The sequence below is a fragment of the Arthrobacter sp. Y3222053 genome (assembly GCF_059092805.1).
Genome location: NZ_JBNHIA010000002.1, coordinates 572,421 through 596,827, shown reverse-complemented (window position 1 = coordinate 596,827; position 24,407 = coordinate 572,421). Strand labels below are relative to the sequence as shown.

Below are 24,407 nucleotides of genomic sequence, written 5' to 3'. Positions count from 1 at the left end.
TCAGTCGCCCGTCGCCCGGGCTTCGGCGGCTTCGCCGTTGCGGACGATGTCGCCGTCCACCAGCAGGATGCCCCGGGCGATGTCGCGCCACAACGGGGTGCGCCGGAGCAGGAACTCCAGCTCCATGCAGAAGTGCTTGTATTCCTCGCCCAGGGAGTCATGCATGATGGCCCGGGATTCCGCGTCCGGCTCCACAGCCATCCGCTGCACGTACCAGCCGATCGCCTCGGCCTCCTCGGCCAGCGAGGCACACATCCTGGCGAAGGTCCTGGTTTCTGCCGGCAGCTCCTCCGGCGGTTCGTGATACTGCTCGGTGCCCATGACGGCTCCCTTGAAAGGCCGCCGGGCCGCTTGGAGCAGGGCCCCGGCGGTGCAGATCAGTAACTCATCGAGCGTACGTTTCGCGCCTCGGGGCACACAATGGGTCCTGACCATTCCGGCCGACGCCGGGCCCGGCCACGCGCCCGTCCGGCTGCGGCAGCGGTCCGCGTCCGATTCCCCGTGGCACAGCGGAGCCCCGGCAGCCGGAAGGCCGCCGGGGCTCGGGCAGGAAGTTCAGGCCGGGGCGTCGGAGGCGTCGCCGCGCGGAACGAGCTTCAGCGATACGGAGTTGATGCAGTAGCGCTGGTCGGTGGGCGTAGGGAAGCCCTCGCCCTCGAAGACGTGGCCGAGGTGCGAGTCGCAGGCGGCGCAGCGGACCTCGATACGGTCCATGCCCATCGACCGGTCGTGCAGGTAGCGAACACGGTCCTCGGCGAGGGGCGCGAAGAAGGAAGGCCACCCGCAGTGCGAATCGAACTTCTCCGTGCTGGTGAAGAGGTCGGCGCCGCAGGCCCGGCACTGATAGACGCCGGCGGTCTTGGTGTCCCAGTATTCGCCCGTGTAGGGCCGCTCGGTGCCGGCCTGCCGGAGCACCTGGTATTCCTGCGGGCTGAGTTCGGCCCGCCACTGCTCATCGGTCTTCCGCACGGCACCGGTGGCGCCGGCGGTGTCCTGGGGGGAGGTCTCGGGTGTGGTCATGACAGCGACAACGCTTAAGCGTCGCCAATAAATCCCGATCCGGAATACAGGTGAAGCACCGGAATCTGCAGCCGTTCCTGGGCCTCGTTCGCCCAGTCGGTGCGCAGGGTGTCCTCCACCGCGTGCGGCGTCGTAATCACCACCGCCTGCCTGGCTGCGGTGCGGCGGGCGGCGTCGACGACGGCGGTCACCGGGTCGCCGTCCACCACGGCACCGCGGGCGTCCAGCCCGGCCTCGTGCAGCAGGCGCAGGCTGGCAGCCAGGTCCAGGCCTGCCTCGCGCTGCTGCTCCGCGGGCCCGGGACGGTCGCCGGCAAGGTTCCGGAAGGCCTCGGCGAATTCCAGCAGGCTCAGCCTGTCGAGGAACTCCACCAGCAGGTTGCCGCCGGTTTCGGCGGGCACCAGGAGTTCGAAGGTGGCCGGTTCCACCTCGGCCAGGGACGCCAGGTTGGCGACGTCCACGGAGTTCAGGGCCTCTTCGGTCAGCACAAGGATCGTTCCGCTCATGCGCACAGCCTAATACCGCCCCCTACCAAGGGCCCTGAGGGCGGCACCCGGCAGCCCTCCGGTCCGGCCGGTTCCCCGGTGCCGGCCGTCCGGCATGCCGAAATGGGAACCGACGGCCGATCGAGGGTACAAATGGAGCATGGTTAACACTGCTTCCGCCGGCGGCCTGCAGGCCGAGGACGGCGCCCTCACGAAGACCGCCCCCTGGATGCGCTGGACCGCCTTCGGCGCCGGCGTCGGAGTGGCAGCCTCTACGGCGGTCCTGGCCGCAGCCAGTGGCCTGGGGGTCTACTTCGCGCGCCAGGTAGTCACCCCGCGGCATGTCCGCGACGAGAACCTGGAGATCCTGGCCGTTACCACCTCCGCGGCGCACGGGCGCCAGGTGATCCTGCCGGCCAACGCGGACACCACGGTGGACGGCACCTACAGCCTCTACTTCGACGGCGGATCCGGACATGCCCGGATCGGGGCGATCCGCTCCTACGTGCCGCGCGAAGGCACCGTCCAGCGCGACGTCGAGGAGGTCTACAGCGGCGACCTGGCCAAGGCCGTGCGCGGCTGGTGGAGCGGCTCCATCCATCCCACCCCCGCGTCCGCCGGATTCGGGCAGCAGGACGTCCTGATTCCTGTGGAGGGCGGCGAGGCGCCGGCGTGGCTGGTGCCGGCCGACAGTGCCGACGGGCCCGGAACCGGAACCTGGGCGGTGATGGTGCACGGCCGCGGCGCCACCCGGGCTGAGTGCATCCGTGCGGTGGGCTCGGCACAGGCAGCCGGGCTGACCAGCCTGCTCATCTCCTACCGCAACGACGGCGAGGCCCCCGGTGCCGCCGACGGGCGGTACGGGCTCGGCCTGACCGAATGGCGGGATGTCGAGGCAGCGATCCGCTACGCCCTCGAGCACGGCGCACGCGACGTCGTGCTCTTTGGCTGGTCCATGGGCGGAGCCATCTGCCTGCAGGCGGCGGACCGGTCCGCGCTGGGCCGGTATGTCCGAGCGATGGTGCTGGACGGGCCGGTGGTCAACTGGGTCGACGTGCTGGCCTACCAGGCCCGCCTCAACAAGGTCCCGGTGCAGGCCGGGCGGCTGGGACAGTGGCTGATCTCCAACCAGGCCGGGCGCACCCTCACCGGGCTGGCGGCGCCGCTGGACCTCAAGAGCATGGACTGGACGGCCCGGGCCGAAGAGGTGCGCACCCCCACCCTGATCCTGCACAGCGAGGACGACGACTTCGTTCCAGTCGGCCCGTCCGCCGAGCTGGCGCGGAAAAACCCGGAGGTGGTCACGCTGGAACGGTTCACCCGCGCCCGGCACACCAAGGAGTACAACGTGGACCCGCAGCGGTGGGAGCGGACCGTGCTGGCCTGGCTGGAGCAGACCCTCGGCCGGACCAGGCACCCCGCTGAGCACCGCGCCTGAGACGCGCCGCCGGCCTCAGGCCGCGATGAGCGGCTGGGCCGTCGCCCGGGCCAGGCGGGCCGGATTCGACGGGGTGCCGCGCAGCAGGCTGCTCAGCACCCCGTTGTAGAGCAGCAGCAGGGCTGATGCGAGAGCCTCCGGGTCCGGATTCTGCGCCTGCCTGGCGAGCTCGACGAGACGGTCGCTGACCATCCGGGTGTCCTCGAGCAGCAGCTCGGCCACCGGGTCCTGCGCGCCGGGGGCGGCGGGAGGCCGTTCCGACGCGGTCGCCAGGAAGCAGCACCACTGGGTTGCCCCGGCTTCGGCGCGGAAGCTCTCCACCGCGTCGAACACCGCCAGCAGGCGTTCCTGCGGCGAGGCCGCGCGGGCCAGCGCCGCGTCCCAATGCTTCGTCCAGGCAGCCAGCCGACGGGCCAGGACGTCCCGGAGCAGGTTCTCCTTCGACCCGAAGTGCTTGTAGAGCGTGACCACGCTGGTCCCGGCCAGGGCGGCCACCCGGTCCACGCCGGTAACGGCGATGCCCTCCTGGAAGAAGAGCTGCTCGGCGGCGTCGAGCAGGCGGCTGCGGGTTTGCTGCGGATTGGCCATGGCACTAGTGTAACGACCGTTACAGTGAAACGATCGTTTAACTGAGGAGGTGCCGCATGAAGGTGTCCCATCTGCGGGCCGGCAGCGGCCTGGCCCCCGCGCTGGCCGGTATGGCGTTGATCGCCGCCACCTACGGCATGGCCCGCTTCGGCGTCGGCCTGTTCGCGCCGCTGCTGGCCTCGGAGCGGCCGCAGCTCGCCGGGGTACTGGGATGGGCCGCCGCGGCACAGTTCTCCGCCTACTGCGTCGCCGCCGCCGTGGCCGCCCGGCTGGTGGACCGGCATCCGCGCACCGGCCTGCTGCTGGCCGGGCTGACGGCCACCGCCGGGTGCGTGGGCGTGGCGCTGGCCGCGGACCCGGTCACCTTCGTGATCGCGGTCCTGGTGGGCGGCATGGGCGGCGGGTTCGCCTCACCGGCGCTGGTCCCGATCATCGACGCGGTTGTGGCCCCCGCAGCTTCGGCCACGGCGCAGTCGGTGGTGAACGCCGGCACGGCGGTGGGGGTCATCGGCGCGGGGCTGACCGCCTTCGCCGCGGCCTCTATCGGCCCGGCCTGGGCGGTGATGGCGCTGGTCTGCGCGGCCACCACCGCTGCCGCCTGGTATCCGGTACGCCACGCGGACCTGGCCCGCAGGCCGAACCCGGCCTCCGGGCACGGCGCGCCGTCCTCCTCCCCGGAGGGATGGAAGGCACTGGTGCAGCCGGGGATCGCCGCCGTCGTCGGTGGCATCGGCTCGGCGCTGATCTGGACTTTCGGCCCCCTGGTGGTCACCGAGGCGGGCGCGGTGACTGCCGAGCGGACCGGCTGGCTCTGGATAGCACTGGGCGCCGGCGGTTTCCTCGGCGCCCTGGCGGGCACGCTCGTCCGACGGACCGGACGCCGCGCCGGCTGGCTCATCTGCGCCGCCGCGCTGGCCGCAGCCAACGCGGCCCTGGCGGTGGCCGTGTCCGCCGGGAACGCCTGGGCCGCCTACGCGGCGATGGCGGTGTTCGGCGCCGGCTACATGGGCCTGTCCGCGGTGCTGATCCTGTGGGCCCGCCAGGTCCGCCGGAACAATCCGGGAGCGGGCACCTCCATCCTCTTCATTGCGCTGGCGGTGGGGCAGGCGCTCGGTTCCGCGGGCTTCGGCGTGGCCCGGGACCAGTTGCCGCCGGTCCTGCTGGCCGGGCTGGCGGCCGGACTGTGCCTGGCCGGCGGGCTGTCCGCGATGGGGCGGGCAGGGCGCCGCAGCGGAGCGGAACAGCCGGCGCCGTCCCCGACGTCGTGAATCGCGCCGTCCCGACCGGTGATCCGGCCGGGACGGGCGTCTCATACGCGGCAGTCCCGGACCGGCCAAACCAGGTTCCCTGGCCCGGAACGGCGCCGCCGGTCAGCGCTCGACGGCGATGTCCCCGGTCCGGGCGCCGGTCAGCCTGATCAGGTCGGCAGGCGCCAGGGTAATCTCGAAACCCCGCCGGCCGCCGGAGACGTTGATGCTCTCCAGCTCCAGGGCGGCGGCATGCAGGCCGGCCGGAGACGCGTGCTTCTGCCCGAGAGGAGAGATCCCGCCCACCACATAGCCGGTGCGCCGCTCGGCGTCCGCGGCGGCGGCCATGGCGGCGCGCCGGCCGCCCATCAGGGCCGCGAACCGTTTCAGGTCCAGGGTGGCAGCGACCGGGATCATCGCCACGGCCAGCTGGCCGTCGACGGAGACCATCAGCGTCTTGTAGACCTGTTCCGGCGGCAGCCCCAGCTTCTCCGCGGCCTCCAGGCCGTAGGAGGCGGCGGAGGCGTCGTGGCCGTAGGAAGACGTGCTGTAGGGGACCCCCGCCGCGTCGAGGGCCCGGGTGGCCGGCGTCGCGCTGCCCTGCTGTTTCCGGGCCACCGGCTCAGCCCTCCGCCGCCACCCGCGGATCCTGCGCCAGCCGGCGCTTGATCCGCCCCAGCATGGCGGCCATTCCGCGCATCCGGAGCGGGGTGATGGCCCGGGTCAGGCCGAGGCGGTCCGGCACATCGGCGGGTACGGCGAGGATCTGCGCCGCGGGCAGGCCGTTGAGGCCCTCATGCAGCACCCCGGCGAACCCGCGGGTGGTCGGTGCCTCCGGCGGGGCGGAGAAGTACAGCTGCACCGTCTGCTCGGGGTCATCGGCCACGTCCAGGCTGAGGAACACCGGCGACTGGCACTCCACCACCTGCTCCATCAGCTCCGGGCGGTCCGCCACGGCCGCGGGCGGATCAGGCAACGAACGGGAGAACTCAAGCAGCAGTTCCAGCCGTTCCTGCTCGCTCATCGCCTGGAAGTCCTCGATGATGTCGGCCAGCTGTGCCGGAAGGGTGCTGCCGGAGGTGTCGGTGGTACTCAATGCTTCGCCTTTGCTCTTGTCGTCAATGCTGCGGATCAGCCCGCCTCAGCGGCGTTCCGGTGCCTGGCCCGGCTCGCTTCCGGACGCGATCGGCACGCGCACAGCGTTGCCCCACTCGGTCCAGGAGCCGTCGTAGTTCCGGACGTTCTCGAAGCCCAGCAGGTGCTTCAGCACAAACCAGGTATGGCTGGAACGCTCGCCGATGCGGCAGTAGGCCACGACGTCGTCGCCCTCCTGCAGTCCGGCTTCCTGGCGGTAGAGCGCCTCCAGTTCCTCACGCGGGCGGAAGGTGCCGTCCTCGGCGGCGGCCTTGCCCCAGGGTACGGAAACCGCGGTGGGGATGTGGCCGCCCTTCATTGCGCCCTCATCCATGTAGTCCGGCATATGGGTGCGTTCGCCGGTGTACTCAGCGGGGGAGCGCACGTCCACCAGCGGGCCCTTGCCCAGATGGTCGAGGACGTCGGGCAGGAACGCGCGGACCGCGGCGTCGTTCCGCTCGACGACGGGGTAGTCGGAGCGGGCCGGGGCGGGCCGCTCCGTGCTCAGTTCCCGGCCCTCGGCGATCCACTTGTCCCGGCCGCCGTCCAGCAGCCGGACGTCCTCGTGGCCGAACAGGGTAAAGACCCACAGGGCGTAGGCCGCCCACCAGTTGCTCTTGTCGCCGTAGATGACCACGGTGGTGTCGCGGCTGATGCCCAGCCGGGACATCAGCTCCGCGAAGGCCGGGCCGTCGACGAAGTCACGGGTCAGCGGATCGTTGAGGTCGGTGTGCCAGTCGATCTTCAGCGCCCCGGGAATGTGCCCGGTTTCGTAGAGGAGGATGTCCTCGTTGGACTCCAGCACCACCAGGCCCGCTTCATCGGCATGGTCGGCCAGCCACTGGGTGGAAACCAGCCGGTCCGGATGCGCGTAGCCGGCGAACTTGGGGTGGGGATCTGCGGCTGCAGCCATGGTGCGGTGCCTCTTTCCTGCAGGGTGATAAAGCGGACGGATCTTTACTAAGCCTAACGAAGCCCGCCGCAGGAAACTTCCCCTAAGCGCAGGCCGCCGTCCCGATATACTCGCCGTGCGCCCGGCAAGCCGCCGGGGCGCTCCGCCGATCCACACCCGAGGGGACCGCATGTCATCCGAAAAGCCGACCAGCCAGCCCGGAGCAGGGGACGCCGAGCCGCACGGTCCCGGCCGGGAGGCGGGGCTTCCCCAAGGGCCAGGGGGCCAGGGCCGGGATCCGTACGCGTTCGACGCGCCGGCTCCGGCGTCGGGGGACGATTCCTTCACCGCCGACCCCTTCACCGCGGACGGTGAACGGCAGCAGGCCGCTCCCGGGCCCTACGGCGGGGAGGTCCCCGGGCAGCATGGATACGACCGGCAGGCTCCGCCGAATCCGTACGGTCAGCCGGGCTGGGGAAACGGACAGCAGATGCCCCCGGGCGCCTACGGGCAGGCAGGGCAGGGCTGGCAGGCGCCGCCGAACCCCTACGGGCAGGCCCCCTACGGGCAGCAGGTCCCGCCGAACCCGTACGCCGGCGGCTATTACCCCGCCTACGGGGAACAGAAGTCCAAAATCCTCGCCGGTCTGCTCGGCATCTTCCTCGGCGGGCTCGGCATCCACCGCTTCTACCTGGGCCACACCAACATCGGCCTGGTCCAGCTGCTGGGCAGCCTGGTCGGCGGGATCCTGACCCTGGGCCTGGCCAGCTTCGGCATCGCCATCTGGGGTTTCGTGGAGGGCATCATGATCCTTTGCGGGGCTGAGTCATTCCGCCGGGACGCCAGGGGCATTCCGCTGCGGGATTAGCGCCTCCGTGCCGCCCGGCCCGCTCCGCCGCCTTTTCATGAACGCGCCGGGGCGGGCTGGTTGGCGTATTGTGGGCCGGTGGCGTTTGTGCCGGGGACAACCGGCCGGCCGCACAGGATTACTGCTAACGGATGGACGGGTATTTAGCTGTGGCACAAGTGGAGCACCTTGCAGAGCGGACTCCCCAGGTATCGGTCGATGAACTGCTGAAGGGGTTCCACCCTTCCCCGCGCTTCGGTGAGGTCTCCTTCGACAGCTACCGTCCGGATCCCGCCCAGCCGTCGCAGGCGCAGGCCGTGGAGGCGATGCGCGGCTTCGGCGAGGCCGCAGGGCGCCCGGCGGCCTCCGGCCTGCGCCGGCTGTTCGGCGGCGGAAAGCGGGCCGAGACCAAGGCCGGCCTGTACCTGGACGGCGGCTTCGGCGTCGGCAAGACGCACCTGCTGGCCTCGCTCTGGCACTCGGTTGACGGTCAGAAGGCGTTCGGCACCTTCGTGGAATACACGAACCTCGTGGGTGCGCTGTCCTTCCGCAAGACGGTGGAGGCGCTGAGCACCTACAAGCTGGTCTGCATCGACGAGTTCGAGCTGGATGACCCGGGGGACACCGTGCTGATGTCCCGGCTCATGCGGGAACTGGCCGACGCCGGGGTCAAGCTGGCCGCGACCTCCAACACGCTGCCCGGCTCCCTGGGTGAGGGGCGCTTCGCCGCGGTCGACTTCCAACGGGAGATCCAGGTCCTGGCGGATCAGTTCGACGTCATCCGCATCGACGGCGAGGACTACCGGCACCGCGGGCTGCCGCAGTCACCGGACCCGCTGCCCGACGACGAGCTGGAGCAGCGCATGGAGGCGGAGTTCTCCGGCCGCACCGTGGCGATGGACGAATTCTCCGAGCTGGTCGCGCATCTGGCGGACGTGCACCCCAGCCGCTACCGGCAGCTGATCGACGGCATCGATGCCGTGGTGTGGCGCAATGTGGAGACGATCACCGAGCAGTCCGTGGCCCTGCGTTTCGTGGTCCTCGCGGACCGGCTCTACGACAAGGACGTGCCCATCCTGGCCAGCGGCGTGCCGTTCGACAGCCTGTTCACCAAGGACATGATGGCCGGCGGCTACATGAAGAAGTACTTCCGCGCGGTCTCCCGCCTGACCGCCCTGGCCCGGGAAGGCCAGACCGGAGAAGCCTCCTAGCGCCCGGTGGCATGACAAAGGCCCCTGACCCGCCGATGGCGGGGCAGGGGCCTCTTTGTCGGGCTCCGGGACTATCTGGCCGGAGGTGTCTGTGAAGGACCGCCGTCCTGGTCTCCGCGGCGATCGCGTTCAACGCGGTCGACCATGCCGGAGGCCTTGTGGCGGACGCCCTCGATCTTGTCGGTGTACTTGCCGCCCGTCTTCTGGTCGACGAAGCTGCCGGCGTGACCAATGCCGTCCTTGATGCGGCCGGAGTTCTGGCTGACCAGCCCCGCCGCCTTGTCCTTCAGCTCTCCGGTCCTGCCCTTGAGCTCGTCAAATATAGACACGGATCACCTCCCTTCGCCGGGGAAACCCGTTCGTTTCCCGTTCGCTTCCATGGTAGGTCGGTGCCGAGGGGCAGCCAAGGGCTTCAGTCCAGAGCTGAAAACGGCCCGCTGCCGGCCGGGGAACGGTGTGCACCCGCGTAGGGGGGGAGGGGGAGGGGGGGCGAAGCGACGTTAAACACCGATGGGACCGGGGTATCCCGGTCCCATCGGAGACATGGAGCGGACGACGGGATTCGAACCCGCGACATCCACCTTGGCAAGGTGGTGCTCTAGCCAGCTGAGCTACGTCCGCACAATGAAACAGTCGAGACTGTTCGTGCGCGATACTGGGATCGAACCAGTGACCTCTTCCGTGTCAGGGAAGCGCGCTACCGCTGCGCCAATCGCGCCTGGACCTGAGAATCCACAACCGGAACCCCAGGATCAGGAGAGCGGACGACGGGATTCGAACCCGCGACATCCACCTTGGCAAGGTGGTGCTCTAGCCAGCTGAGCTACGTCCGCAAAAAGAAACAGTCGAGACTGTTCGTGCGCGATACTGGGATCGAACCAGTGACCTCTTCCGTGTCAGGGAAGCGCGCTACCGCTGCGCCAATCGCGCCCATGTGGGCTGTGCAAGTATCACCGTGGAGGTGGGGACGGGATTCGAACCCGCGTATACGGCTTTGCAGGCCGCTGCCTCGCCTCTCGGCCACCCCACCGTGACCTCTGCCTAAGCATAGGTCAACCGGCTTGGGATAGCCGGTCTCTACAGTGACTTGCGAGCGGACGACGGGATTCGAACCCGCGACATCCACCTTGGCAAGGTGGTGCTCTAGCCAGCTGAGCTACGTCCGCATGTTGATTCCAGCAGAGATTCCCGCTCCCCGATCATCTCTCCGGGAGTGGTCCTCGCTGCTTTCCAACGAAGAAAGACTCTATAGGAGGATTTTCGGTTCGTCCAATCGGCGGGCCGCCCGCCGCCGTGGGGTGCGCCGCTGCGCCGCCCCGGGCCGGCGCGGCACCCGCTTTGGCCCGGGCCGGAAGCAGATCATCCTGCAGGAGTTGATCGCGCGCGAGGAGTGCGCGAACGGAACAGGTTTTGGGTCGGTTTGGAACTTGGGGCGGATGTGGGCTAGAGTCTTCTACGCACCGCGGCGCTGGAAAGTATCAGCGCAGACGGGCGATTGGCGCAGTGGTAGCGCGCTTCGTTCACACCGAAGAGGTCACTGGTTCGAACCCAGTATCGCCCACGCACAGGGAAAGGCCATCCTGATCCGATCAGGGTGGCCTTTCGTGCTTTCCGCTCCTAATGCATCGAGGACGTTCGGGCCAGCCCCCGCAGTGCCTCAGTCATGGCGCCTGCCGGTGTGCAGCTGTCGGGGTGCGTGGCCCACCACGCCAGCGAATGCATCATGACTGCCTGCATTGCGGCGCCGGAGGTTGCCGCAACGAGACTCCCCTCGGGCTCACCCATGCGCCGCGCAATGAAAGCGGCCAGCTCCCGGCGCCACCGGAGGAAGCTGTGGGAGTGGATCACCTGCAGATCCGGATTGGTCGCGATCATTCGAATTCTGTCGCGTTCCCATCCGGGCCTCTCGTCCAGGGGGCCCAGGGCTTCGACGACAACCTCGATGACGGTCTCAATGATCGAGAGGTCGTCGGATGCCGCGGCCAAAGCGGCTCGAAGCGTGTCGAAGGAGTCGTCGACGTCGCCCCATACGATGTCGGCCTTGGTTGGGAAGTAGCGGTGCAGCGTCCGTACGCTGACGCCCACCTGGTCCGCGATTTCGCGCATGCTGACGTTTTCCAGCCTTCCCTGTTCAGGACCTGGACTACCTGGGCACGCAGCTGCGCCGGGTCGGCGAGCGGCGGTCTTCCTCGACGTTGTGTGCTCATGCGCAAACCCTCATTGGTTGCCCCCTCGTCATTTACGGCATACCCTGCCGATATTCCGAGTGTGAATTCCATCACAACGTTGTGAGAAAAGGAGGGTCGGATGGCCCAGAAGCAGGAATTCGATGTCATCGTGGTCGGATACGGCGACGCCGGTGCCGCAGCGGCTATAGAGGCGGCGGATCACGGCGCCAGGGTCCTGGTGCTGGACCGCAGCCATGGAGGCGGCGCCAGTGCACTTTCCGGCGGCGTCGTCTATGCGGGCGGCGGCACCAGGCAGCAGCTCGAGGCGGGTTACCGGGACACGGTGGAGAACCTCTACAACTACTTGGTGCAGGAGGTGGGGGACGCCGTCGACGACGCCACGCTCCGCCGCTTCTGCGAACAAAGCCCCGGGACCATCGAGTGGCTTGAAAAGCAGGGGGCCCGCTTTGCCTCCAGCGTTGCGCCCTACAAGACCTCCTATCCCACGGATGACTACTACCTGTACTACTCCGGCAATGAGAAGGCCCATCCCTATGTCCTCAACGCTGAACCCGCCCCCCGTGGGCACCGCACCCTTGCCAAGGGGCTTGCTTCCGGCAAGGTGCTGTGGGGGCACCTGTCCTCCGCAGCCGCGCGCAAGGGTGTCACATTTGTTCCACTGGCCAGGGTTGATGAACTCATCATCGAAGACGGCGCTGTTGTCGGCGTTCGCTACCGCGTCCTCGACAGCGGCCATCCGAATGCCCAACAGCACGCAGCGCTGACCAAGCGCACCGGGAAGCTTGGCAATTTCGCCCCTAAGCTCGTGAAGGGCGCCACGGCCAAGACCCAGGCGCTGTGGGAGGAAGGTGCCGTGACCAAGGAGGCCCGGGCCGGGGCTGTCATCCTCTCCGCCGGCGGGTTCATCTACAACAAGGAATGGGTCCGGAAATACGCGCCGGAGTTCACCAAGGTATCCCCGCTCGGCACACCCGCCGACGACGGTACCGGAATCCGGCTTGGCATGAGCGCGGGAGGCGCCGTCGGCAAGATGGGCAACGTGACAGCCTGGCGCTTCCTCTCTCCGCCGAGCGGCTTTGTTGAGGGTGTGACCGTCGGCCTGGATGGAAAGCGGATCGCCAACGAAGACCTGTACGGGGCCACCCACGGCAATGTCCTGATGCGCGAGTTCGGGGGGAAGGGGTGGGCGGTCTTCGACTCCGCGAGCTGGAAAAAGGCGCGGGGGCAGTTCTGGCGCCAGACGCAGATCTTCCAAAAGGCACAGGCAATCTACATCTTTGCGACCGGGCATCAGAAGGCCCGGACCCTCGATGAGCTGGCCGCGAAAATGGGAGTCGACGCGTCCGGCCTCCGGAGCACGGTGGAGGCTTACAACCGCGGGATCGCGGACGGCACGGGGGACCCGGCACACAAGGACCCGGAGCTCTGCATGCCGGTCAGCAAGGGCCCCTTCTACGCGTATGAGATCTCCGTCGATTCCTCTCCGCTGCTCCCGGTGCCTGGCCTTACCCTCGGGGGGCTCATGGTCGACGGCGAGACCGGGCTTGTGAAGCGCAAGGACGGTTCGTTGATCCAGGGGCTTTACGCTGCCGGGCGGAACGCGGTCGGCGTCTGTTCCAACAGCTACATCAGCGGCCTGGCCCTGGCCGACTGCCTCTTCAGCGGCCGGCGGGCCGGCGCCCATGCTGCTGCAAAGCAGCCAGCCGGAAGCACGGCCCAGTAGCTCGGGCGGTTCAGTCCCGAGTATCCGCTTCCTCGCGGCGGAGATGCCCTTCAGCCTCAGCGGCCGGGCACCTCCGCCGGGCGACGGGGGCGGCCGCGGAGGGAATGCCAGTGGTGCCACGCCTGCAGCCACCGTTCGCGGGCAGTGGGATCGGCGATTCCCCGCTCCCACTGCTCCTGGGCGGCCCGGCTGGCAACAGGGCTGCCGAACACGGTATACCGGATGCTCTCGGCCACGGCATCGCTTCCATCGTCGTCCCACCACCGGACTTCCCTGGAGAGCGTGCGCATCTGCTCGGTGAGACGGTTCAGGGCCGCGGCAGCAGCCGCTGCGTCCTGGCCGGCGAAATGCATCTGGGCGCGGTGCGCAGCGGACCAAAACCCCCGCAGCTCGATCATCCATTCGCTGAGTTCGTCGTACCGGTCGGGGTCGGGGCCGCCCCGGAGCGCGGCCAGGACAAGTTCCTCCAGCGCCTTGTAGGACGCGTCCGCGGCGGATGCAGGCTTGAGGCCGGAGGCAGTGGTTCGGGCACGGTGGGCGGCAGCCCTGAACGGTTCCAGGTCGTTCACGGGATCCAGCTGCACCTGCGCCGGATCGACTCCCCGTGCGACCACGGTCACGAGGGTCCCGGGGGAGTTCGGGCCGGGAGGCAGGACCTGGGCTGACAGATGCGCTTCAAAGGCCCAGAGGCCCTCCAGGCTTCGGTAGATACCCGGGACCGGGATGCCGGCGACAAGCAGGGTGCGGTGCTGCACGGGGGAGGAGGGCCGGATGTCTTCGGGAGGGGCCGGGTGTTCGGGCAGGCGACGCAGGCGCCTTTGGCCCGTCAGCAGGGCCAGATCCAGCCGAGCGGCACGGGATCCGGCGCGTCGGACGGACGGACATGTCCTGACCATGACGAACGGAAGGGCCGAGCTGTCGACGGCGTCGCCGAACTCCAGGGTGACATCCATGGAGGTTCCGAACCTGCTGCGGACCATCCGCCCTGAAAGGCGTGGCTCGCTCAGCCCCAGGACGGCCAGGGCAGCCAGCGGGTCTGACCACTCAGGCTCGGGGGGCAGGCCGCTGCCGCCCGGGGGGTAATCCGAGGTTGCCCGGTCGTCTTCGCCAGCGGCCCTGTCCATGGGGCAGATGCTTCCATGAACCTGTTGACCGGTCCACGGCCCGAGGGCACAATTCAAACTTCAATCACTCACGAGGGGGAGAAATTGATTCGAAAACTTTGGACCAAGAACGGCCGGCCGCTGCTGAACGAGGGCAACACCGTCATGGTTCCGTCCGGCACCGTGGTGGGAAGGATTGCCGGCGACCGTGTTTTTGCGGTGGCCGACGGGACCTATGTCGGGACGCTGGTCGGTGATCGCCTGGTTTTCCGGAGCTTTGACATCGACGGTCCGGACCGGCAGTATTCCCGCCCGGTCACAGTCGTGGATGTGGACGAAGTGCCGCCCGCCAAGATGTGGGGCGACGAACCCGAACTGCCGGAGTGAGGGTCTCTTTTTTTGCATCCAGGTCGGAACAAATATTTGGCCCGAAACTATTCCATGTGACGCCCGGCACACGTAGGGTCGGTGCTGGAACGGCCCCCTCGGGAGCCGCACCTCCACTTCACGTCAAGGCGACGCTGCCGGCCGGCGGCGGCCGCAGGAAACCAGGCTACGAACCGGTGCGCCACGCCGGGAAAGAGACAGGGAGACGCAGCAATGACAAGTGTTCAAAACGAACCCGCCACCAGTCCGGCGGTCGATACGTCCAAGGTGCCCCACCATGTGGTGGATGAGCTGCTGATTCCGGCCGCCCGCTACCACAGCCAGGAGTTCTTCGAGCTTGAGAAGAATCTCTGGAAGCATGCCTGGCAGCACGCCTGCCATGAGACCGAAATTCCGCGGCCGGGAGACTTCACCGAATACAAGATCCTCGACCAGTCGATCATGCTTATCCGGCAGAAGGATGGCAGCGTCAAGGCCTTCCATAACGCCTGCCGGCACCGCGGTACGGCGATCGCCTGCGGGTCGGGCACCTTCCGTGCCGATCAGGTGGTCTGCCCCTTCCACGGATGGCGCTGGAACCTTGAGGGCAAGAACACCTACATCTACGCCAAGGATGGTTTCGAGCCCAGGACCGTCAAGCAGGAGGACGTTGACCTGCCCGAGGTCCAGGTGGCACTGCGCTGGGGCTTTGTCTGGATCAACCTGGACCTCGAGGCGCCCCCCTTCGAAGAGTCCATCCGCGGAATCGCCGGCCCGCTCGACGGCAACGGCTTCGAAAAGGCCCACATCACCTGGTGGCATCAGATCGAATTCGAAGCCAACTGGAAGGTCGCCCAGGAGGCGTTCTTCGAGGCCTACCACGTGATGCAGGCGCACCCCGAGATGGCCGGCTTCCTGCGGGACGAGGACTACAACGCCCTTGCCTACGCTCACTACCGCACCGACCCCCAGGGCCACGGCTGGACCGATTCCCGGGCACCGCGGATTCTGCAGCTGCCGGGTCAGGACGACAGGCTTTTTACAGACCCCGAGAAGATGACCCCGGCGGTGAAGTTCTACATGAGCGCGAAGGTGATGTGGGAAGGATCCCAGTCCCAGACGAACGCGCACTACATCGCCATCATGGAGGATCTGCTGGAGATGACGGATGCGGGGGAATTCTTCGCCGAGTTCTTCAATCGTGCATACATCGATGCGGCCCGCCGCGGGGTGGAACTCACTCCGATGCACCCGGACACCACCGGACACTGGGCGATGTTCCCCAACTTCACCGGCGTCGCCATGCTGGGATGCGGGCTGGTCTACCGCTCCCGCCCCCACCCGACTGATCCCAACAAGTGCATCTATGACTTCTTCGCGCTGGAGATCCCGCCGACGGGAACGCCGGTGAAGAAGCCCCAGATCGGCGCTGACGATGCCCCCACGTGGGATGAGCTGTGGTTCGTTCAGCAGGATGCCAGCAATATCGAGCGCATGCAGACCGGACTGCGTTCCTCCGAGCTGGAGCACATCCGACTGGGCGTCGACGTCGAGCGGCTGATCGTGAACTGGCACCAGGCGCTGGATCGCGAACTCGCCAAGTATGTGTGAGTTTGGCGTGGAAGGGGATCCGGCACGGTCGATGGTGACCGCACGGCAGGGCAGCCCTTACCCCCAGGTCGCCGTCGTGCCGGCAGGGGTGGTGATCGAAGTCCGCGAGAATGAGACGCTCTTCGATGCGGCCTACCGGGAGGGCTACGACTGGCCTACGGTCTGCGCCGGCCAGGGGACCTGCTCCCGCTGCCACGTGCGGATCCTGGAGGGGCATGACCAGGTCGCGCCGGCCGTTCCGAACCTCGCAGAGGAACGCGTGATCAGGCGCGTGGCCCAGCGCTCCTACGGCAATGACGCCGAGGGTATCCGCCTCGCCTGCCAGATTGAGTTCACCGGCGACGTCACCGTCCGCCAGTCGGTGTTCCAGGGTGAGCGCCTCCCCGGGGCATAACACTTCGAAGGGCTAGAGCATAAGGAAAGGACGAGGAGATCGATGCGTGTCGTGACAGTGACCACAGACGACGACAGGAATGGATTCCAGCTCGAGGTCGAACCGCTTGAGACCGGGGGCTGGGTCTCGGTGGAGCCGGGGTTCCGGGGGTTCGGTCCGGGGCAGGTCAAAAGGATCTATGTTGACGGGGAGCCGCACTGGGCCCAGCGACGCTGGACCCGGCTCGCCATGATTCCTGATTGAAGCCGGGAGCAGGGACGGCCGGCAGAGCAACTCTGCCGGCCGTCTTTTGGCGAGCGGTGCACCGGAATGCACGCCAATACTCAGGGCAGAAGGACCCGGGCCGTTCCCGGTGTCAGCACTGCGCCGTCCGCATCCTTCAGCCACAGTTCCAGCTGGGCCTCCCGGCCGTCGTGGCCGGAGCTGACTGCCGTGACGGCGCCGCCGACAATGATTCTCCCCCTCAGGTTGGGCTTGCGGAACTGTGCTGCGAGCTCCAGGATGCGCCCGTGGTCGCCGATCCAGTCCCGCACCGCCGCGTGCAGGTAGGAGACCAGGAGGTTTCCCTGGCCGAAGGCGCCCGGCATGCCGGCTGCGCGGCCGGCTTCATCGTCCATGTGGATGGACACAAACTCATTGTTGACGGCGGCAAATCTGTTCCAGGTCTCCAGGCCGGTTTCGCGGGTCCATTCGGGCAGGGTCGATCCTTCGGCGAGGTCGACGGTGGTGGCCTCGGGTGTGCTGGCGGTCATGGCTCCTCTTTCCGGGTGCTCAGTAGCGGATCAGGGTCAGTTCGGTGCGCTTTACGTGTTCGCCGTGCTGGTTGGTCCAGAGGTCGGAGGTCGTGGTGAACAGCATCCTGCCCAGCTTTCCTTCCCGCTCGGCGTAGCCCGCGAGGGTTCGGACCGACGTGATCGTGTCGCCGACCCGCATGGGCACGCCGTAGGTGATCTTTACCCCGGCGTTCAGCTGCCTTCGGAGCCCTGGACCCGTGATGCCGATGGTTTTTTCGGTCCGGTCCGGGTCGTGGCCCTGGGCGGGTTCGTTCTGCTCGGGCGCTGCCGTCGACCGGGCGGCCCAGGCGAACGGGTTCATATCCTCGGGGGCGACAAGCCCCGAGTCCTCGTCCGCAAGGAACCGGGCCGGCGGCCGGCGGGGCCAGTAGATGGCCAATGCCCAGCGCCGGATGTCGGATGCGGAAACCGGATACGAAACCTGGCTGCCCATACGGGTCCCGACCGCCTCCTGCATCTCGGCTGTGATCAGTGAACTCATGAACCTGATTCCTCTGTTCGAAACAGTCCCGGACCTTCCGGGGTGCTTGACAACTGTCTCCGATCAGGGCAGGTTTCTTCAATAGCGGAACGAATATTTGTTTCGGAGAGGATCGGGGCGACTCCGCGTCGGGTGCTCCCGCCGTCAGAAAGGGGATGGCTTCATGGCCATCGGCCGCATTTTCCACATCATTCACATGACTGATGACCTCCCCGCGCTGGAGGCGTGGTACGACGACGTCTTCGGGGTGCAGCGGGGATTCCTGGACCACAATTACATGCCCGGCGAGAAACGGGATGCCTCCCTTGTGCTGCTCGGCGATGCCGTCATCGAGCCGCTGGCACCGGCGTTCCGCGTCGAGGGCTGGGACAGCATGCCGCTCGGACGCTTCTTTAACCGGTTTGGACCGCACTGGCATTCAATTGCCTGGTACACGGACGACGCCGGCGACCTGTGGCAGCGCTGCACCGACGCCGGGGTCAGGGTGTTCGTCGAAGGAGGCCGGCCCACCGCGGAACGTCCCGGTCCGAACTCGGCCATCATGACGCATCCAAAAGACACCATTGCCCAGCTGGAGTTTTTCAACCCCGACGGCAGCCAGGTCGGGGCCAGGGACCCGCGGATCAACGGAAGCGGCTTTGACTCCGAGTGGTGGATCCGCAACCATCCGGTCCAGACCCCCGGACTCGCCTACACCACAATCCTCACGAAGGACCTGGAGAAGGCGACCGGGATCTTTTCCGGCGTCCTGGGCGGAAGCCTGCTGCACAAGGACTCCTCCGCCCTGACCGGCACAGATGACGCGTACGTGCAGATGGGGGACACCGTGGTCCAGCTCTCGACGCCAAACCGGGACGGTACCCTCGCTGCCGCCGACCTCGAAAAAAACGGCGAAATCCACCACGCCGCAGCATTCCGGGTTCAGGACCTTGATGCGACGGCAGCCTACTTCGAGACCAAGGGCATCAGGATCCTGGAGCGGGACGGGAGCACCATGGTGACCGACCCTGCCACCACCCACGGTGCACTGTTTCGCTGGACCACCTGGGATGTGCCGGGGGGTCCGCGTGACGCAGGCCGCAGCGGTGGGGCACGGTGAGCGGCCAGAGTGCGGCGCTGCGCCGCGTCCTCGATCCGCGGACCGTAGCGGTCGTCGGACTGCGTGACGGGTCGCCTTTCGTAAGCTCCTTTTCCCCGACACTCGGCAGCGATGCAGCTGTGCGCTACGTCAACCCCAAACACGCCACAGTGATGGGGCAGCCTACGGTCAGCTCCCTGGCCGACATCGAGGGTCCCATTGACGCCGTCTACTGCGTCACGAGCGCTCCAGTGGCCGTGGAGGTCGTCGAGCAGGCGGCAGCCTTGGACGTCGGGGGCGTCGTCCTGGTCTCCAGCGGCTACGCGGAGATGGGCGATGAGACCGGAACCGCACTGCAGCAGCGCCTTGCCGCGGCCGCACGTAGTTCCGGCATGGCGGTTGTCGGTCCCAACGGGCTCGGCTACTCCAATGTGTCCCGGGGCCTCAACCTCACCATCGCCGCGAACCACAAGCGCCGGACGGGCGGCATTTCCGTCGTGTCCCAGAGCGGGGCACTCCTCAGCGGCGCGGTCATGGCCGCCTGGGAGCGTCCGCAGATTGGCCTCAATCTGGTGATCTCGGCCGGCAACGAAGCGGTCACCGACCTGGCGGACTACGTCGATTACCTGGTGGACGACCCGGGAACCACCGCCATCGGATTGGTGATCGAGAAGATCCGCCGACCAGCGGCCTTCTTCGCTGCGGCCCGGCGCGCCCTGCAGGCGGGCAAGCCGATCGTCGCCCTGAAGCTGGCACGCAGCTCGCGGACCCGGGAGATGGCGGCGTCCCACACCGGTGCGCTGACCGGTGACGCCTGGGTCTACGACGTCGCCTTCCGGCAGCTCGGGATCGGCCTCGCCCGGGATCCGGAGGAGCTGATTGACCGGCTTGCGGTGATTGAACAGCTGGACGGCCGGTACCACCCAACCGGCAACAAGCTGGCGATCATCACCTCCACCGGCGGGTATGCGTCTTTGGCCATGGACCTTGCCCTTGACGAGCAGGTGGCCGTCCCGGCCCTGACTGGTCTCCGCGGATGGGTGGAGGAATTGATCCCGGGCGTGCACGTACCGAATCCCCTCGATATGACGCCGATGGGAATGGCCAACTGGGACGAGATCCTGGACAGGTACGCCTCCTCAGATGAGGTTGACGCCGTGCTGCATGCCCATCCGCTCGCTGATGAGGACGCCAGCGAGCACTCCGTCCCTTTCCTGCGGAAGTACGCTGACGCTGCCGAAAAGCACGGCAAACCCTTCCTGCTGTCCAACTGCTCGGGGCCGCTCGGCGGCTGGGCAATGGACATCGTTTCCGCGTCCGGCGCCGTCGCTGCCGGGCACGGCATTCGCGCCACCCTGCGCGGGCTCCAGACATTGACGGCGTTCTCACGTGCCCGGTCGGCGGTGGAGGATGCCGGGGACGGAATCGTCCCCGTTCCGGCACCCGCCGCGCAGCCTGTCAGCACCCCGGAGGGCGATATGCTCCCGTTCGCGGCGGGCATGGAGCTGCTTCGCTCCCACGGCATTCCGATCGCCCCGTACCAGCTGGTGGCGGAAGATGCCAAACCGGCGGTGCCGGACTTCTCCGGCCCCTACGTGGTGAAGCTGGCCGACGTCGGCCACCGCACGGAACACGGAGCGGTCGAGCTGGGCGTAGCAGCTGCGGATCTGGAAGCCGCCGTGGCCCGTATGCGGGACATTGCCCGCCGCGACGGCCTGCCCGGGCTCGTTGCCGTGCAGCCCCAGATCCGGGCCGAGGGCGAGGCGTTCATCGGCCTCCAGAACAGCGAGCTCGGGCCGATGGTCGTCTTCGGCCTCGGCGGGGTCATGGTCGAGGTCCTCCAGCGGGTCGGGGGCCGGATGGCGCCTTTTTCACACTCCGAAGCCCGCAGCCTCATCGCAGAGTTCGAAGACGTGAAGGTCATGCACGGTTTTCGCGGCAAGCCCGGCTGGAACCTCGAGGCGCTCGCCGATCTCCTGGTGCGCGCCGGCGAACTTGCCGCCGCCGGCAGCGGCTGGCTTGAGTCGCTCGACATCAACCCGCTCGTGGTGACGGGCGACGGCTTTGCCGCCGTCGACGCACTTTGCCTTGTCCAGGGCACGGCGAATGACGCCGATGCCCCCGCATCTTTCGAAAGGACCGGTTCCAGATGACAGCGAACAGCGCAGCGACGATATTGATTGACGGTGAGTGGCGTGAAGCACTCAGTGGGTCTGCCTTCCCTGTAAGCGACCCCGCGACCGCGGAAATCATCGGCTGGGCCTCCGACGGCGGAGCGGACGACGCCGCAGCGGCCATAGCTGCGGCTGATGCCGCCGCGGACGCCTGGGCCGGTACCACGGCGCACCGGCGCTCAGCCGTGCTCTCCGCCGCAGATTCCCTGATGCGGGCGCGGCAGAAGGAACTTGCCGCCCTGATGACCAGGGAACAGGGCAAGCCGCTCAAGGCCTCTATGAACGAGGTGGCCTACGCCGCGGACTTCCTGGCGTGGTTCGCCGAGGAAGCCAAGCGCATAGGCGGAGTTACCATTCCTTCCGCACGCGCCGATCAGCGGTTCATGACCATGCGCCAGCCGGTGGGGATCGTGGCCGCCATCACGCCGTGGAACTATCCGATATCAATGCTGACCAGGAAACTTGGCCCTGCGCTGGCGGCCGGCTGCACTTCGGTCCTCAAACCGGCGCAGCAGACGCCGCTGTGCGCCGTCGCAACGCTGGAGCTGCTGCTTGAGGCCGGCGTGCCGGCCGGCGTGGTCAATATGGTCACCAGCACGCGGGGTGCCGACATCGGCGACGTCCTGCTGGACTCGCCCCTGGTGCGGAAGCTCACCTTCACCGGATCCACGGCCGTAGGCAGGAAACTGGCCGGTCGGGCGACGGAGGGCCTCAAGCGGGTCTCGGTCGAGCTGGGCGGACATGCCCCGTTTATTGTCTTCCCGGATGCAGACCCGGTAAGGGCTGCGAAGGGGGCCGCTCTGGTCAAGTTCCTGAATGCCGGGCAGGCGTGCATCAGCCCGAACCGGATGTACGTTCACAGGTCCCGTTACGAGGCGTTCATCGAAACACTGGGGGAGCGTGTTGCCGCACTGAAGGTCGGAGCCGGCGATGCGCCGGGTGTCTCGGTCGGGCCGCTGATCGACGAGCGCGCAGTCCTCAAGATGGAACAGCAGGTCTCCGACGCCCTCGACAAGGGTGCACGCCTCGTCGCCGGCGGGACGCGGGTCCAGGTTGAAGGGCTGAACGGCAAGACCTTCTTCGAGCCCACGATCCTCGCGGACGTAACCGCCGAAATGCTTATTGCCCATGAGGAGACCTTCGGGCCGATCGCCGCGGTTATGCCCTTCGATACCGAAGACGAAGTGCTAGCCAAGGCCAACGACACGGAATACGGGCTCGCCGCGTACGTGTACACCAACGACCTGTCCACGGCGGTCCGGGCGACCGAGAAGCTGCGGGTCGGCATGGTCGGGGTGAACGACATCAACCCGACCTCGGCTTCGGCCCCGTTCGGGGGTGTCGGGGCCAGCGGCCTGGGACGGGAGGGGGGACAGGAGGGCATCGACGAGTATCTGGATACGAAGCTCGTCGGCATAGCCGTGTGAACGCCCTGGGGGCCGCTCACCGCGGCTGGCACCCGGTGTGATGCTTGACACGCCTACAGCCCTGAACTAGGTTCCAGAGACCAAATACTTGTTCCACTTAAGTGCAAAGCACTCCGGATTATCGGGTGCAAAGAAGCCCCCGCGCAGAACTCGACAGGAGTATGACCACATGACTGCAACCCTTGAGGTGGATCCCGCCACCGAGATCGAGCCCCCGATCCTCCTGGCGATTTATTCGCTTGCCGCGAAGATCAAGATGTACGACGACACGTACGTATCAAAGCTCAAGACCGGCAAGGCGACCGGAATGTACTACTCGCCCCGGGGCCAGGAAATCATTCCCTCCGCCATGGCCCAGGTCCTCGCGCAGGATGACTACGTGCTGACCATCTACCGCGGCATTCACGACCACATCGCCAAGGGCGTGCCGCTGCGGGAACTCACGGCAGAGTTCTACGGTCGGGCCGACGGCACCTGCAAGGGCAAGGGAGGGCCCATGCACGTCACCCATCCGGACTCGGGCCTGATCGTCACCACCGGCGTCGTCGGCTCCGGCCTGCCGATCGCCAACGGCGTCGCCCTCTCCGCCCAGCTGCGCGGCACCAGGCAGGTGACTGTGGTCAACTTCGGCGACGGCGCCACCAACATCGGAGCCTTCCACGAGGCGATGAACCTCGCCTCGGTCTGGAACCTCCCGGTGGTCTTCCTCTGCCAGAACAACCGCTACGCCGAATACACCTCCTACGCGGCGGGCACCTCGGCCGGCCGCATCACCGACCGTGCGCTCGGATACTCCATGCGCTCCTACCACGTCAACGGCAATGACCCGGTGGAAATGTACGAAGCCGCCCGGCAGGCGGTGGACGCCGCACGGAACGGCGGCGGGCCGACCCTCATCGAGGCCATGACCTACCGGTTCCGCGGGCACACCCCGCAGGATCCCATGGAGTACATGCCGCGGGACGAATTCGCCGTGGCCGAGGCCGCGGACCCCGTCCCCGCCCTGCGGGCACGCCTGCTGGCGGAGGGCATCGCCACGGAGGACGAACTGGCGGCCCTGGAGAATGCGCACCGGGCGGAGATCGACGACGCGTTCGCATTCGCCGAAGCCAGCCCGCAGCCCGACCTGTCCGAGCTTTACACCGACCTCGCCTGAGAGGCTTGACATGACCACGCAAACTGACGCTACCGTCACCGCAGACGACACCCCGCAGGAACGGATCCTCGGCATGGTCCAGGCCATCAACGAGGCACTCGATGTGGCATTGACCATCGATGATACGGTCTTTGAGCTCGGGGAGGACATCCAGGATCCGGCCGGTGGAGGCTTCAAGATCCACAAGGGCCTGTCCACCAAATTCGGCCTGGACCGTGTGCGTCCCACGCCGATCTCGGAACAGGCCATCATGGGAACCGCCGTCGGCGCCGCCATCACCGGAATGCGTCCCGTGGCGGAGATCATGCTGATGAACTTCCTGGCCGTCGCCGCCGACCAGCTGATCAATCATGCGGCCAAGCTGCGCTACATGTCGGGGGGCCAGACCAAGGTTCCCCTGGTGGTGCGTACCACCACCGGTGCCGGCGGCGGCTTCGGTGCCCAGCACTCGGACATGCTCGAGGCGCAGCTCACCCACACGCCCGGGCTGAAGGTGGTGGTTCCCTCCACGGCGGCCGACGCCAAGGGGCTGCTCCTGTCCTCGATTTTCGACGACGACCCGGTCGTGTTCGTTGAAATGTTCATGCTCTACTACACCCAGAAGGGGCATGTCCCGCCGGGTGACTACCGGGTTCCGCTGGGGAAACTGCGCACCGCACGGGAGGGGACCGATGTCACCCTGGTCAGCTGGGGCCGGCAGGTGCATGACTGCCTCGGCGTGGCCGAGAAGCTGGCGGGAGAGGGCATCAACGCCGAAGTCCTCGACCTGCGCACGCTGGTGCCGCTGGACCGGGACGGCCTGCTCAACGCCGTCGCGGGCACCAAGCGGGCGGTGATCGTACACGAGGCCGTCCGCCGCGGAGGCTACGGCGCCGAGCTCGCATCGACGATTGCCGAGGAGCTCTTCGGCGAGCTGGCCGGGCCGGTGCGGCGCGTGGCCGGCGTCGAAACCCCGGTTCCCTACGCCCGCAACCTGGAGGCGGAGTACCTGCCGCATGCAGGCCGCATCGAACAGGCCGTCCGGTCACTGTTCTGACCATTGATCCGGA

Annotated in this window: 26 protein-coding genes and 7 tRNA genes; 15 read left to right on the top strand and 18 right to left on the bottom strand. The window is 67.6% G+C overall.

Going from position 1 to position 24,407, the window contains the following annotated elements; genetic code table 11:
* From AC5RUW_RS07035 to AC5RUW_RS07025, 3 genes are all read right to left on the bottom strand, one after another.
* Positions 1-321 (bottom strand): ferritin family protein, encoded by a 321-nt coding sequence (locus AC5RUW_RS07035; RefSeq protein WP_494160015.1) that lies wholly within the window; start codon positions 319-321, stop codon positions 1-3.
* 234 nt (positions 322-555) lie between these two features.
* On the bottom strand, positions 556-1,020 hold the full coding sequence (gene msrB / locus AC5RUW_RS07030; RefSeq protein WP_494160014.1) for a peptide-methionine (R)-S-oxide reductase MsrB: 465 nt from the start codon (positions 1,018-1,020) through the stop codon (positions 556-558).
* Positions 1,021-1,034: 14 nt separating this feature from the next.
* Positions 1,035-1,526, bottom strand: coding sequence for a hypothetical protein (locus AC5RUW_RS07025; protein ID WP_494160013.1), 492 nt, complete (start codon positions 1,524-1,526; stop codon positions 1,035-1,037).
* Between the two features lie 139 nt (positions 1,527-1,665).
* On the opposite strand from AC5RUW_RS07025, the gene AC5RUW_RS07020 reads away from it, so the two are divergent.
* Positions 1,666-2,943 carry an alpha/beta hydrolase family protein gene (locus tag AC5RUW_RS07020; protein ID WP_494160012.1) on the top strand — a complete coding sequence of 426 codons (1,278 nt, stop codon included), beginning with the start codon at positions 1,666-1,668 and terminating at the stop codon, positions 2,941-2,943.
* A gap of 15 nt (positions 2,944-2,958) precedes the next feature.
* Here the strand turns inward: AC5RUW_RS07020 and AC5RUW_RS07015 are convergent, their stop codons facing one another.
* A complete protein-coding gene (locus tag AC5RUW_RS07015) occupies positions 2,959-3,531 on the bottom strand; it encodes a TetR/AcrR family transcriptional regulator (RefSeq protein WP_494160011.1) in 573 nt (190 codons plus the stop codon).
* A 56-nt stretch (positions 3,532-3,587) separates the two neighbouring features.
* On the opposite strand from AC5RUW_RS07015, the gene AC5RUW_RS07010 reads away from it, so the two are divergent.
* Positions 3,588-4,799 carry an MFS transporter gene (locus AC5RUW_RS07010; protein WP_494160010.1) on the top strand — a complete coding sequence of 404 codons (1,212 nt, stop codon included), beginning with the start codon at positions 3,588-3,590 and terminating at the stop codon, positions 4,797-4,799.
* Between the two features lie 102 nt (positions 4,800-4,901).
* On the opposite strand, the gene ybaK is transcribed toward AC5RUW_RS07010, so the two are convergent.
* Genes ybaK through AC5RUW_RS06995 form a run of 3 tightly spaced genes read right to left on the bottom strand, consistent with a single transcriptional unit; the run spans position 4,902 to position 6,825 of the window.
* Positions 4,902-5,396, bottom strand: a complete 495-nt coding sequence (ybaK, locus tag AC5RUW_RS07005) for a Cys-tRNA(Pro) deacylase (protein ID WP_494160009.1) — start codon at positions 5,394-5,396, stop codon at positions 4,902-4,904.
* 4 nt (positions 5,397-5,400) lie between these two features.
* Positions 5,401-5,874: a SufE family protein gene (locus AC5RUW_RS07000; RefSeq protein ID WP_494006845.1), complete on the bottom strand. Its 474-nt coding sequence runs from the start codon at positions 5,872-5,874 to the stop codon at positions 5,401-5,403.
* Between the two features lie 45 nt (positions 5,875-5,919).
* Complete coding sequence (locus AC5RUW_RS06995; RefSeq protein WP_494160008.1) at positions 5,920-6,825, bottom strand: sulfurtransferase; 906 nt, start codon at positions 6,823-6,825, stop codon at positions 5,920-5,922.
* Between the two features lie 169 nt (positions 6,826-6,994).
* Between AC5RUW_RS06995 and AC5RUW_RS06990 the strand changes: the two genes are divergently transcribed.
* Entirely contained in the window at positions 6,995-7,672 is a 678-nt protein-coding gene (locus AC5RUW_RS06990) for a TM2 domain-containing protein (RefSeq protein ID WP_494160007.1), read from the top strand.
* Between the two features lie 149 nt (positions 7,673-7,821).
* Positions 7,822-8,862: a cell division protein ZapE gene (gene zapE / locus AC5RUW_RS06985; RefSeq protein ID WP_494160006.1), complete on the top strand. Its 1,041-nt coding sequence runs from the start codon at positions 7,822-7,824 to the stop codon at positions 8,860-8,862.
* Between the two features lie 71 nt (positions 8,863-8,933).
* Here the strand turns inward: zapE and AC5RUW_RS06980 are convergent, their stop codons facing one another.
* The 7 genes from AC5RUW_RS06980 to AC5RUW_RS06950 form a co-directional block, all read right to left on the bottom strand.
* On the bottom strand, positions 8,934-9,191 hold the full coding sequence (locus tag AC5RUW_RS06980; RefSeq protein WP_494160005.1) for an antitoxin: 258 nt from the start codon (positions 9,189-9,191) through the stop codon (positions 8,934-8,936).
* A 215-nt stretch (positions 9,192-9,406) separates the two neighbouring features.
* Positions 9,407-9,483: transfer RNA gene (locus AC5RUW_RS06975), tRNA-Gly, on the bottom strand.
* 25 nt (positions 9,484-9,508) lie between these two features.
* Positions 9,509-9,580, bottom strand: a tRNA-Val gene (locus AC5RUW_RS06970).
* A gap of 41 nt (positions 9,581-9,621) precedes the next feature.
* Positions 9,622-9,695, bottom strand: a tRNA-Gly gene (locus AC5RUW_RS06965).
* Between the two features lie 25 nt (positions 9,696-9,720).
* Positions 9,721-9,792, bottom strand: a tRNA-Val gene (locus AC5RUW_RS06960).
* Positions 9,793-9,818: 26 nt separating this feature from the next.
* Positions 9,819-9,892, bottom strand: a tRNA-Cys gene (locus AC5RUW_RS06955).
* A gap of 62 nt (positions 9,893-9,954) precedes the next feature.
* Positions 9,955-10,028: transfer RNA gene (locus tag AC5RUW_RS06950), tRNA-Gly, on the bottom strand.
* A gap of 323 nt (positions 10,029-10,351) precedes the next feature.
* Between AC5RUW_RS06950 and AC5RUW_RS06945 the strand changes: the two genes are divergently transcribed.
* Positions 10,352-10,423, top strand: a tRNA-Val gene (locus AC5RUW_RS06945).
* A gap of 56 nt (positions 10,424-10,479) precedes the next feature.
* Here the strand turns inward: AC5RUW_RS06945 and AC5RUW_RS06940 are convergent.
* Entirely contained in the window at positions 10,480-10,968 is a 489-nt protein-coding gene (locus AC5RUW_RS06940; protein ID WP_494160004.1) for an acyl-CoA-like ligand-binding transcription factor, read from the bottom strand.
* A gap of 201 nt (positions 10,969-11,169) precedes the next feature.
* Here AC5RUW_RS06940 and AC5RUW_RS06935 point away from each other — a divergent pair, with 201 nt between their 5' ends.
* Positions 11,170-12,774, top strand: coding sequence for an FAD-binding protein (locus tag AC5RUW_RS06935; RefSeq protein WP_494160003.1), 1,605 nt, complete (start codon positions 11,170-11,172; stop codon positions 12,772-12,774).
* Between the two features lie 56 nt (positions 12,775-12,830).
* Here AC5RUW_RS06935 and AC5RUW_RS06930 read toward each other — a convergent pair whose 3' ends face one another.
* On the bottom strand, positions 12,831-13,898 hold the full coding sequence (locus AC5RUW_RS06930; protein ID WP_494160002.1) for a hypothetical protein: 1,068 nt from the start codon (positions 13,896-13,898) through the stop codon (positions 12,831-12,833).
* A gap of 15 nt (positions 13,899-13,913) precedes the next feature.
* Between AC5RUW_RS06930 and AC5RUW_RS06925 the strand changes: the two genes are divergently transcribed.
* From AC5RUW_RS06925 to AC5RUW_RS06910, 4 genes are all read left to right on the top strand, one after another.
* Positions 13,914-14,264 carry a hypothetical protein gene (locus AC5RUW_RS06925; RefSeq protein WP_494160001.1) on the top strand — a complete coding sequence of 117 codons (351 nt, stop codon included), beginning with the start codon at positions 13,914-13,916 and terminating at the stop codon, positions 14,262-14,264.
* Between the two features lie 213 nt (positions 14,265-14,477).
* Positions 14,478-15,854 (top strand): aromatic ring-hydroxylating oxygenase subunit alpha, encoded by a 1,377-nt coding sequence (locus AC5RUW_RS06920; protein WP_494160000.1) that lies wholly within the window; start codon positions 14,478-14,480, stop codon positions 15,852-15,854.
* Between the two features lie 31 nt (positions 15,855-15,885).
* Positions 15,886-16,248, top strand: a complete 363-nt coding sequence (locus AC5RUW_RS06915) for a 2Fe-2S iron-sulfur cluster-binding protein (protein ID WP_494159999.1) — start codon at positions 15,886-15,888, stop codon at positions 16,246-16,248.
* A 42-nt stretch (positions 16,249-16,290) separates the two neighbouring features.
* A complete protein-coding gene (locus AC5RUW_RS06910) occupies positions 16,291-16,491 on the top strand; it encodes a hypothetical protein (protein ID WP_494159998.1) in 201 nt (66 codons plus the stop codon).
* An 80-nt stretch (positions 16,492-16,571) separates the two neighbouring features.
* On the opposite strand, the gene AC5RUW_RS06905 is transcribed toward AC5RUW_RS06910, so the two are convergent.
* Together AC5RUW_RS06905 and AC5RUW_RS06900 are read right to left on the bottom strand one after the other, a co-directional pair.
* Complete coding sequence (locus AC5RUW_RS06905; protein ID WP_494159997.1) at positions 16,572-17,000, bottom strand: hotdog family protein; 429 nt, start codon at positions 16,998-17,000, stop codon at positions 16,572-16,574.
* A 19-nt stretch (positions 17,001-17,019) separates the two neighbouring features.
* Positions 17,020-17,523, bottom strand: a complete 504-nt coding sequence (locus AC5RUW_RS06900) for an FAS1-like dehydratase domain-containing protein (RefSeq protein WP_494159996.1) — start codon at positions 17,521-17,523, stop codon at positions 17,020-17,022.
* A gap of 196 nt (positions 17,524-17,719) precedes the next feature.
* On the opposite strand from AC5RUW_RS06900, the gene AC5RUW_RS06895 reads away from it, so the two are divergent.
* The 5 genes from AC5RUW_RS06895 to AC5RUW_RS06875 all read left to right on the top strand — a co-directional run bounded on the left by AC5RUW_RS06895 (position 17,720) and on the right by AC5RUW_RS06875 (position 24,394).
* On the top strand, positions 17,720-18,622 hold the full coding sequence (locus AC5RUW_RS06895) for a VOC family protein (protein WP_494159995.1): 903 nt from the start codon (positions 17,720-17,722) through the stop codon (positions 18,620-18,622).
* Complete coding sequence (locus tag AC5RUW_RS06890; protein WP_494159994.1) at positions 18,619-20,754, top strand: acetate--CoA ligase family protein; 2,136 nt, start codon at positions 18,619-18,621, stop codon at positions 20,752-20,754. Before AC5RUW_RS06895 ends, AC5RUW_RS06890 begins: the two co-directional genes overlap by 4 nt.
* Positions 20,751-22,202 (top strand): NAD-dependent succinate-semialdehyde dehydrogenase, encoded by a 1,452-nt coding sequence (locus AC5RUW_RS06885; protein WP_494159993.1) that lies wholly within the window; start codon positions 20,751-20,753, stop codon positions 22,200-22,202. Before AC5RUW_RS06890 ends, AC5RUW_RS06885 begins: the two co-directional genes overlap by 4 nt.
* Positions 22,203-22,371: 169 nt before the next feature.
* Positions 22,372-23,358 (top strand): thiamine pyrophosphate-dependent dehydrogenase E1 component subunit alpha, encoded by a 987-nt coding sequence (locus AC5RUW_RS06880; RefSeq protein ID WP_494159992.1) that lies wholly within the window; start codon positions 22,372-22,374, stop codon positions 23,356-23,358.
* 10 nt (positions 23,359-23,368) lie between these two features.
* The gene (locus AC5RUW_RS06875) at positions 23,369-24,394 is read left to right on the top strand and encodes an alpha-ketoacid dehydrogenase subunit beta (protein WP_494159991.1); all 1,026 of its coding nucleotides are present in this window, start codon (positions 23,369-23,371) and stop codon (positions 24,392-24,394) included.
* Positions 24,395-24,407 lie beyond the last annotated feature (13 nt).

Excerpts from the sequence above, each read along its gene's own strand:
- AC5RUW_RS07035 (WP_494160015.1), bottom strand. The coding sequence starts at position 321 with ATGGGCACCGAGCAGTATCACGAACCGCCGGAGGAGCTGCCGGCAGAA.
- msrB (WP_494160014.1), bottom strand. The coding sequence starts at position 1,020 with ATGACCACACCCGAGACCTCCCCCCAGGACACCGCCGGCGCCACCGGT.
- AC5RUW_RS07025 (WP_494160013.1), bottom strand. The coding sequence starts at position 1,526 with ATGAGCGGAACGATCCTTGTGCTGACCGAAGAGGCCCTGAACTCCGTG.
- AC5RUW_RS07020 (WP_494160012.1), top strand. The coding sequence starts at position 1,666 with ATGGTTAACACTGCTTCCGCCGGCGGCCTGCAGGCCGAGGACGGCGCC.
- AC5RUW_RS07015 (WP_494160011.1), bottom strand. The coding sequence starts at position 3,531 with ATGGCCAATCCGCAGCAAACCCGCAGCCGCCTGCTCGACGCCGCCGAG.
- AC5RUW_RS07010 (WP_494160010.1), top strand. The coding sequence starts at position 3,588 with ATGAAGGTGTCCCATCTGCGGGCCGGCAGCGGCCTGGCCCCCGCGCTG.
- AC5RUW_RS06995 (WP_494160008.1), bottom strand. The coding sequence starts at position 6,825 with ATGGCTGCAGCCGCAGATCCCCACCCCAAGTTCGCCGGCTACGCGCAT.
- AC5RUW_RS06990 (WP_494160007.1), top strand. The coding sequence starts at position 6,995 with ATGTCATCCGAAAAGCCGACCAGCCAGCCCGGAGCAGGGGACGCCGAG.
- AC5RUW_RS06940 (WP_494160004.1), bottom strand. The coding sequence starts at position 10,968 with ATGCGCGAAATCGCGGACCAGGTGGGCGTCAGCGTACGGACGCTGCAC.
- AC5RUW_RS06935 (WP_494160003.1), top strand. The coding sequence starts at position 11,170 with ATGGCCCAGAAGCAGGAATTCGATGTCATCGTGGTCGGATACGGCGAC.
- AC5RUW_RS06930 (WP_494160002.1), bottom strand. The coding sequence starts at position 13,898 with ATGGACAGGGCCGCTGGCGAAGACGACCGGGCAACCTCGGATTACCCC.
- AC5RUW_RS06925 (WP_494160001.1), top strand. The coding sequence starts at position 13,914 with ATGAACCTGTTGACCGGTCCACGGCCCGAGGGCACAATTCAAACTTCA.
- AC5RUW_RS06920 (WP_494160000.1), top strand. The coding sequence starts at position 14,478 with ATGACAAGTGTTCAAAACGAACCCGCCACCAGTCCGGCGGTCGATACG.
- AC5RUW_RS06915 (WP_494159999.1), top strand. The coding sequence starts at position 15,886 with ATGGTGACCGCACGGCAGGGCAGCCCTTACCCCCAGGTCGCCGTCGTG.
- AC5RUW_RS06910 (WP_494159998.1), top strand. The coding sequence starts at position 16,291 with ATGCGTGTCGTGACAGTGACCACAGACGACGACAGGAATGGATTCCAG.
- AC5RUW_RS06905 (WP_494159997.1), bottom strand. The coding sequence starts at position 17,000 with ATGACCGCCAGCACACCCGAGGCCACCACCGTCGACCTCGCCGAAGGA.
- AC5RUW_RS06900 (WP_494159996.1), bottom strand. The coding sequence starts at position 17,523 with ATGAGTTCACTGATCACAGCCGAGATGCAGGAGGCGGTCGGGACCCGT.
- AC5RUW_RS06895 (WP_494159995.1), top strand. The coding sequence starts at position 17,720 with ATGACTGATGACCTCCCCGCGCTGGAGGCGTGGTACGACGACGTCTTC.
- AC5RUW_RS06885 (WP_494159993.1), top strand. The coding sequence starts at position 20,751 with ATGACAGCGAACAGCGCAGCGACGATATTGATTGACGGTGAGTGGCGT.
- AC5RUW_RS06880 (WP_494159992.1), top strand. The coding sequence starts at position 22,372 with ATGACTGCAACCCTTGAGGTGGATCCCGCCACCGAGATCGAGCCCCCG.
- AC5RUW_RS06875 (WP_494159991.1), top strand. The coding sequence starts at position 23,369 with ATGACCACGCAAACTGACGCTACCGTCACCGCAGACGACACCCCGCAG.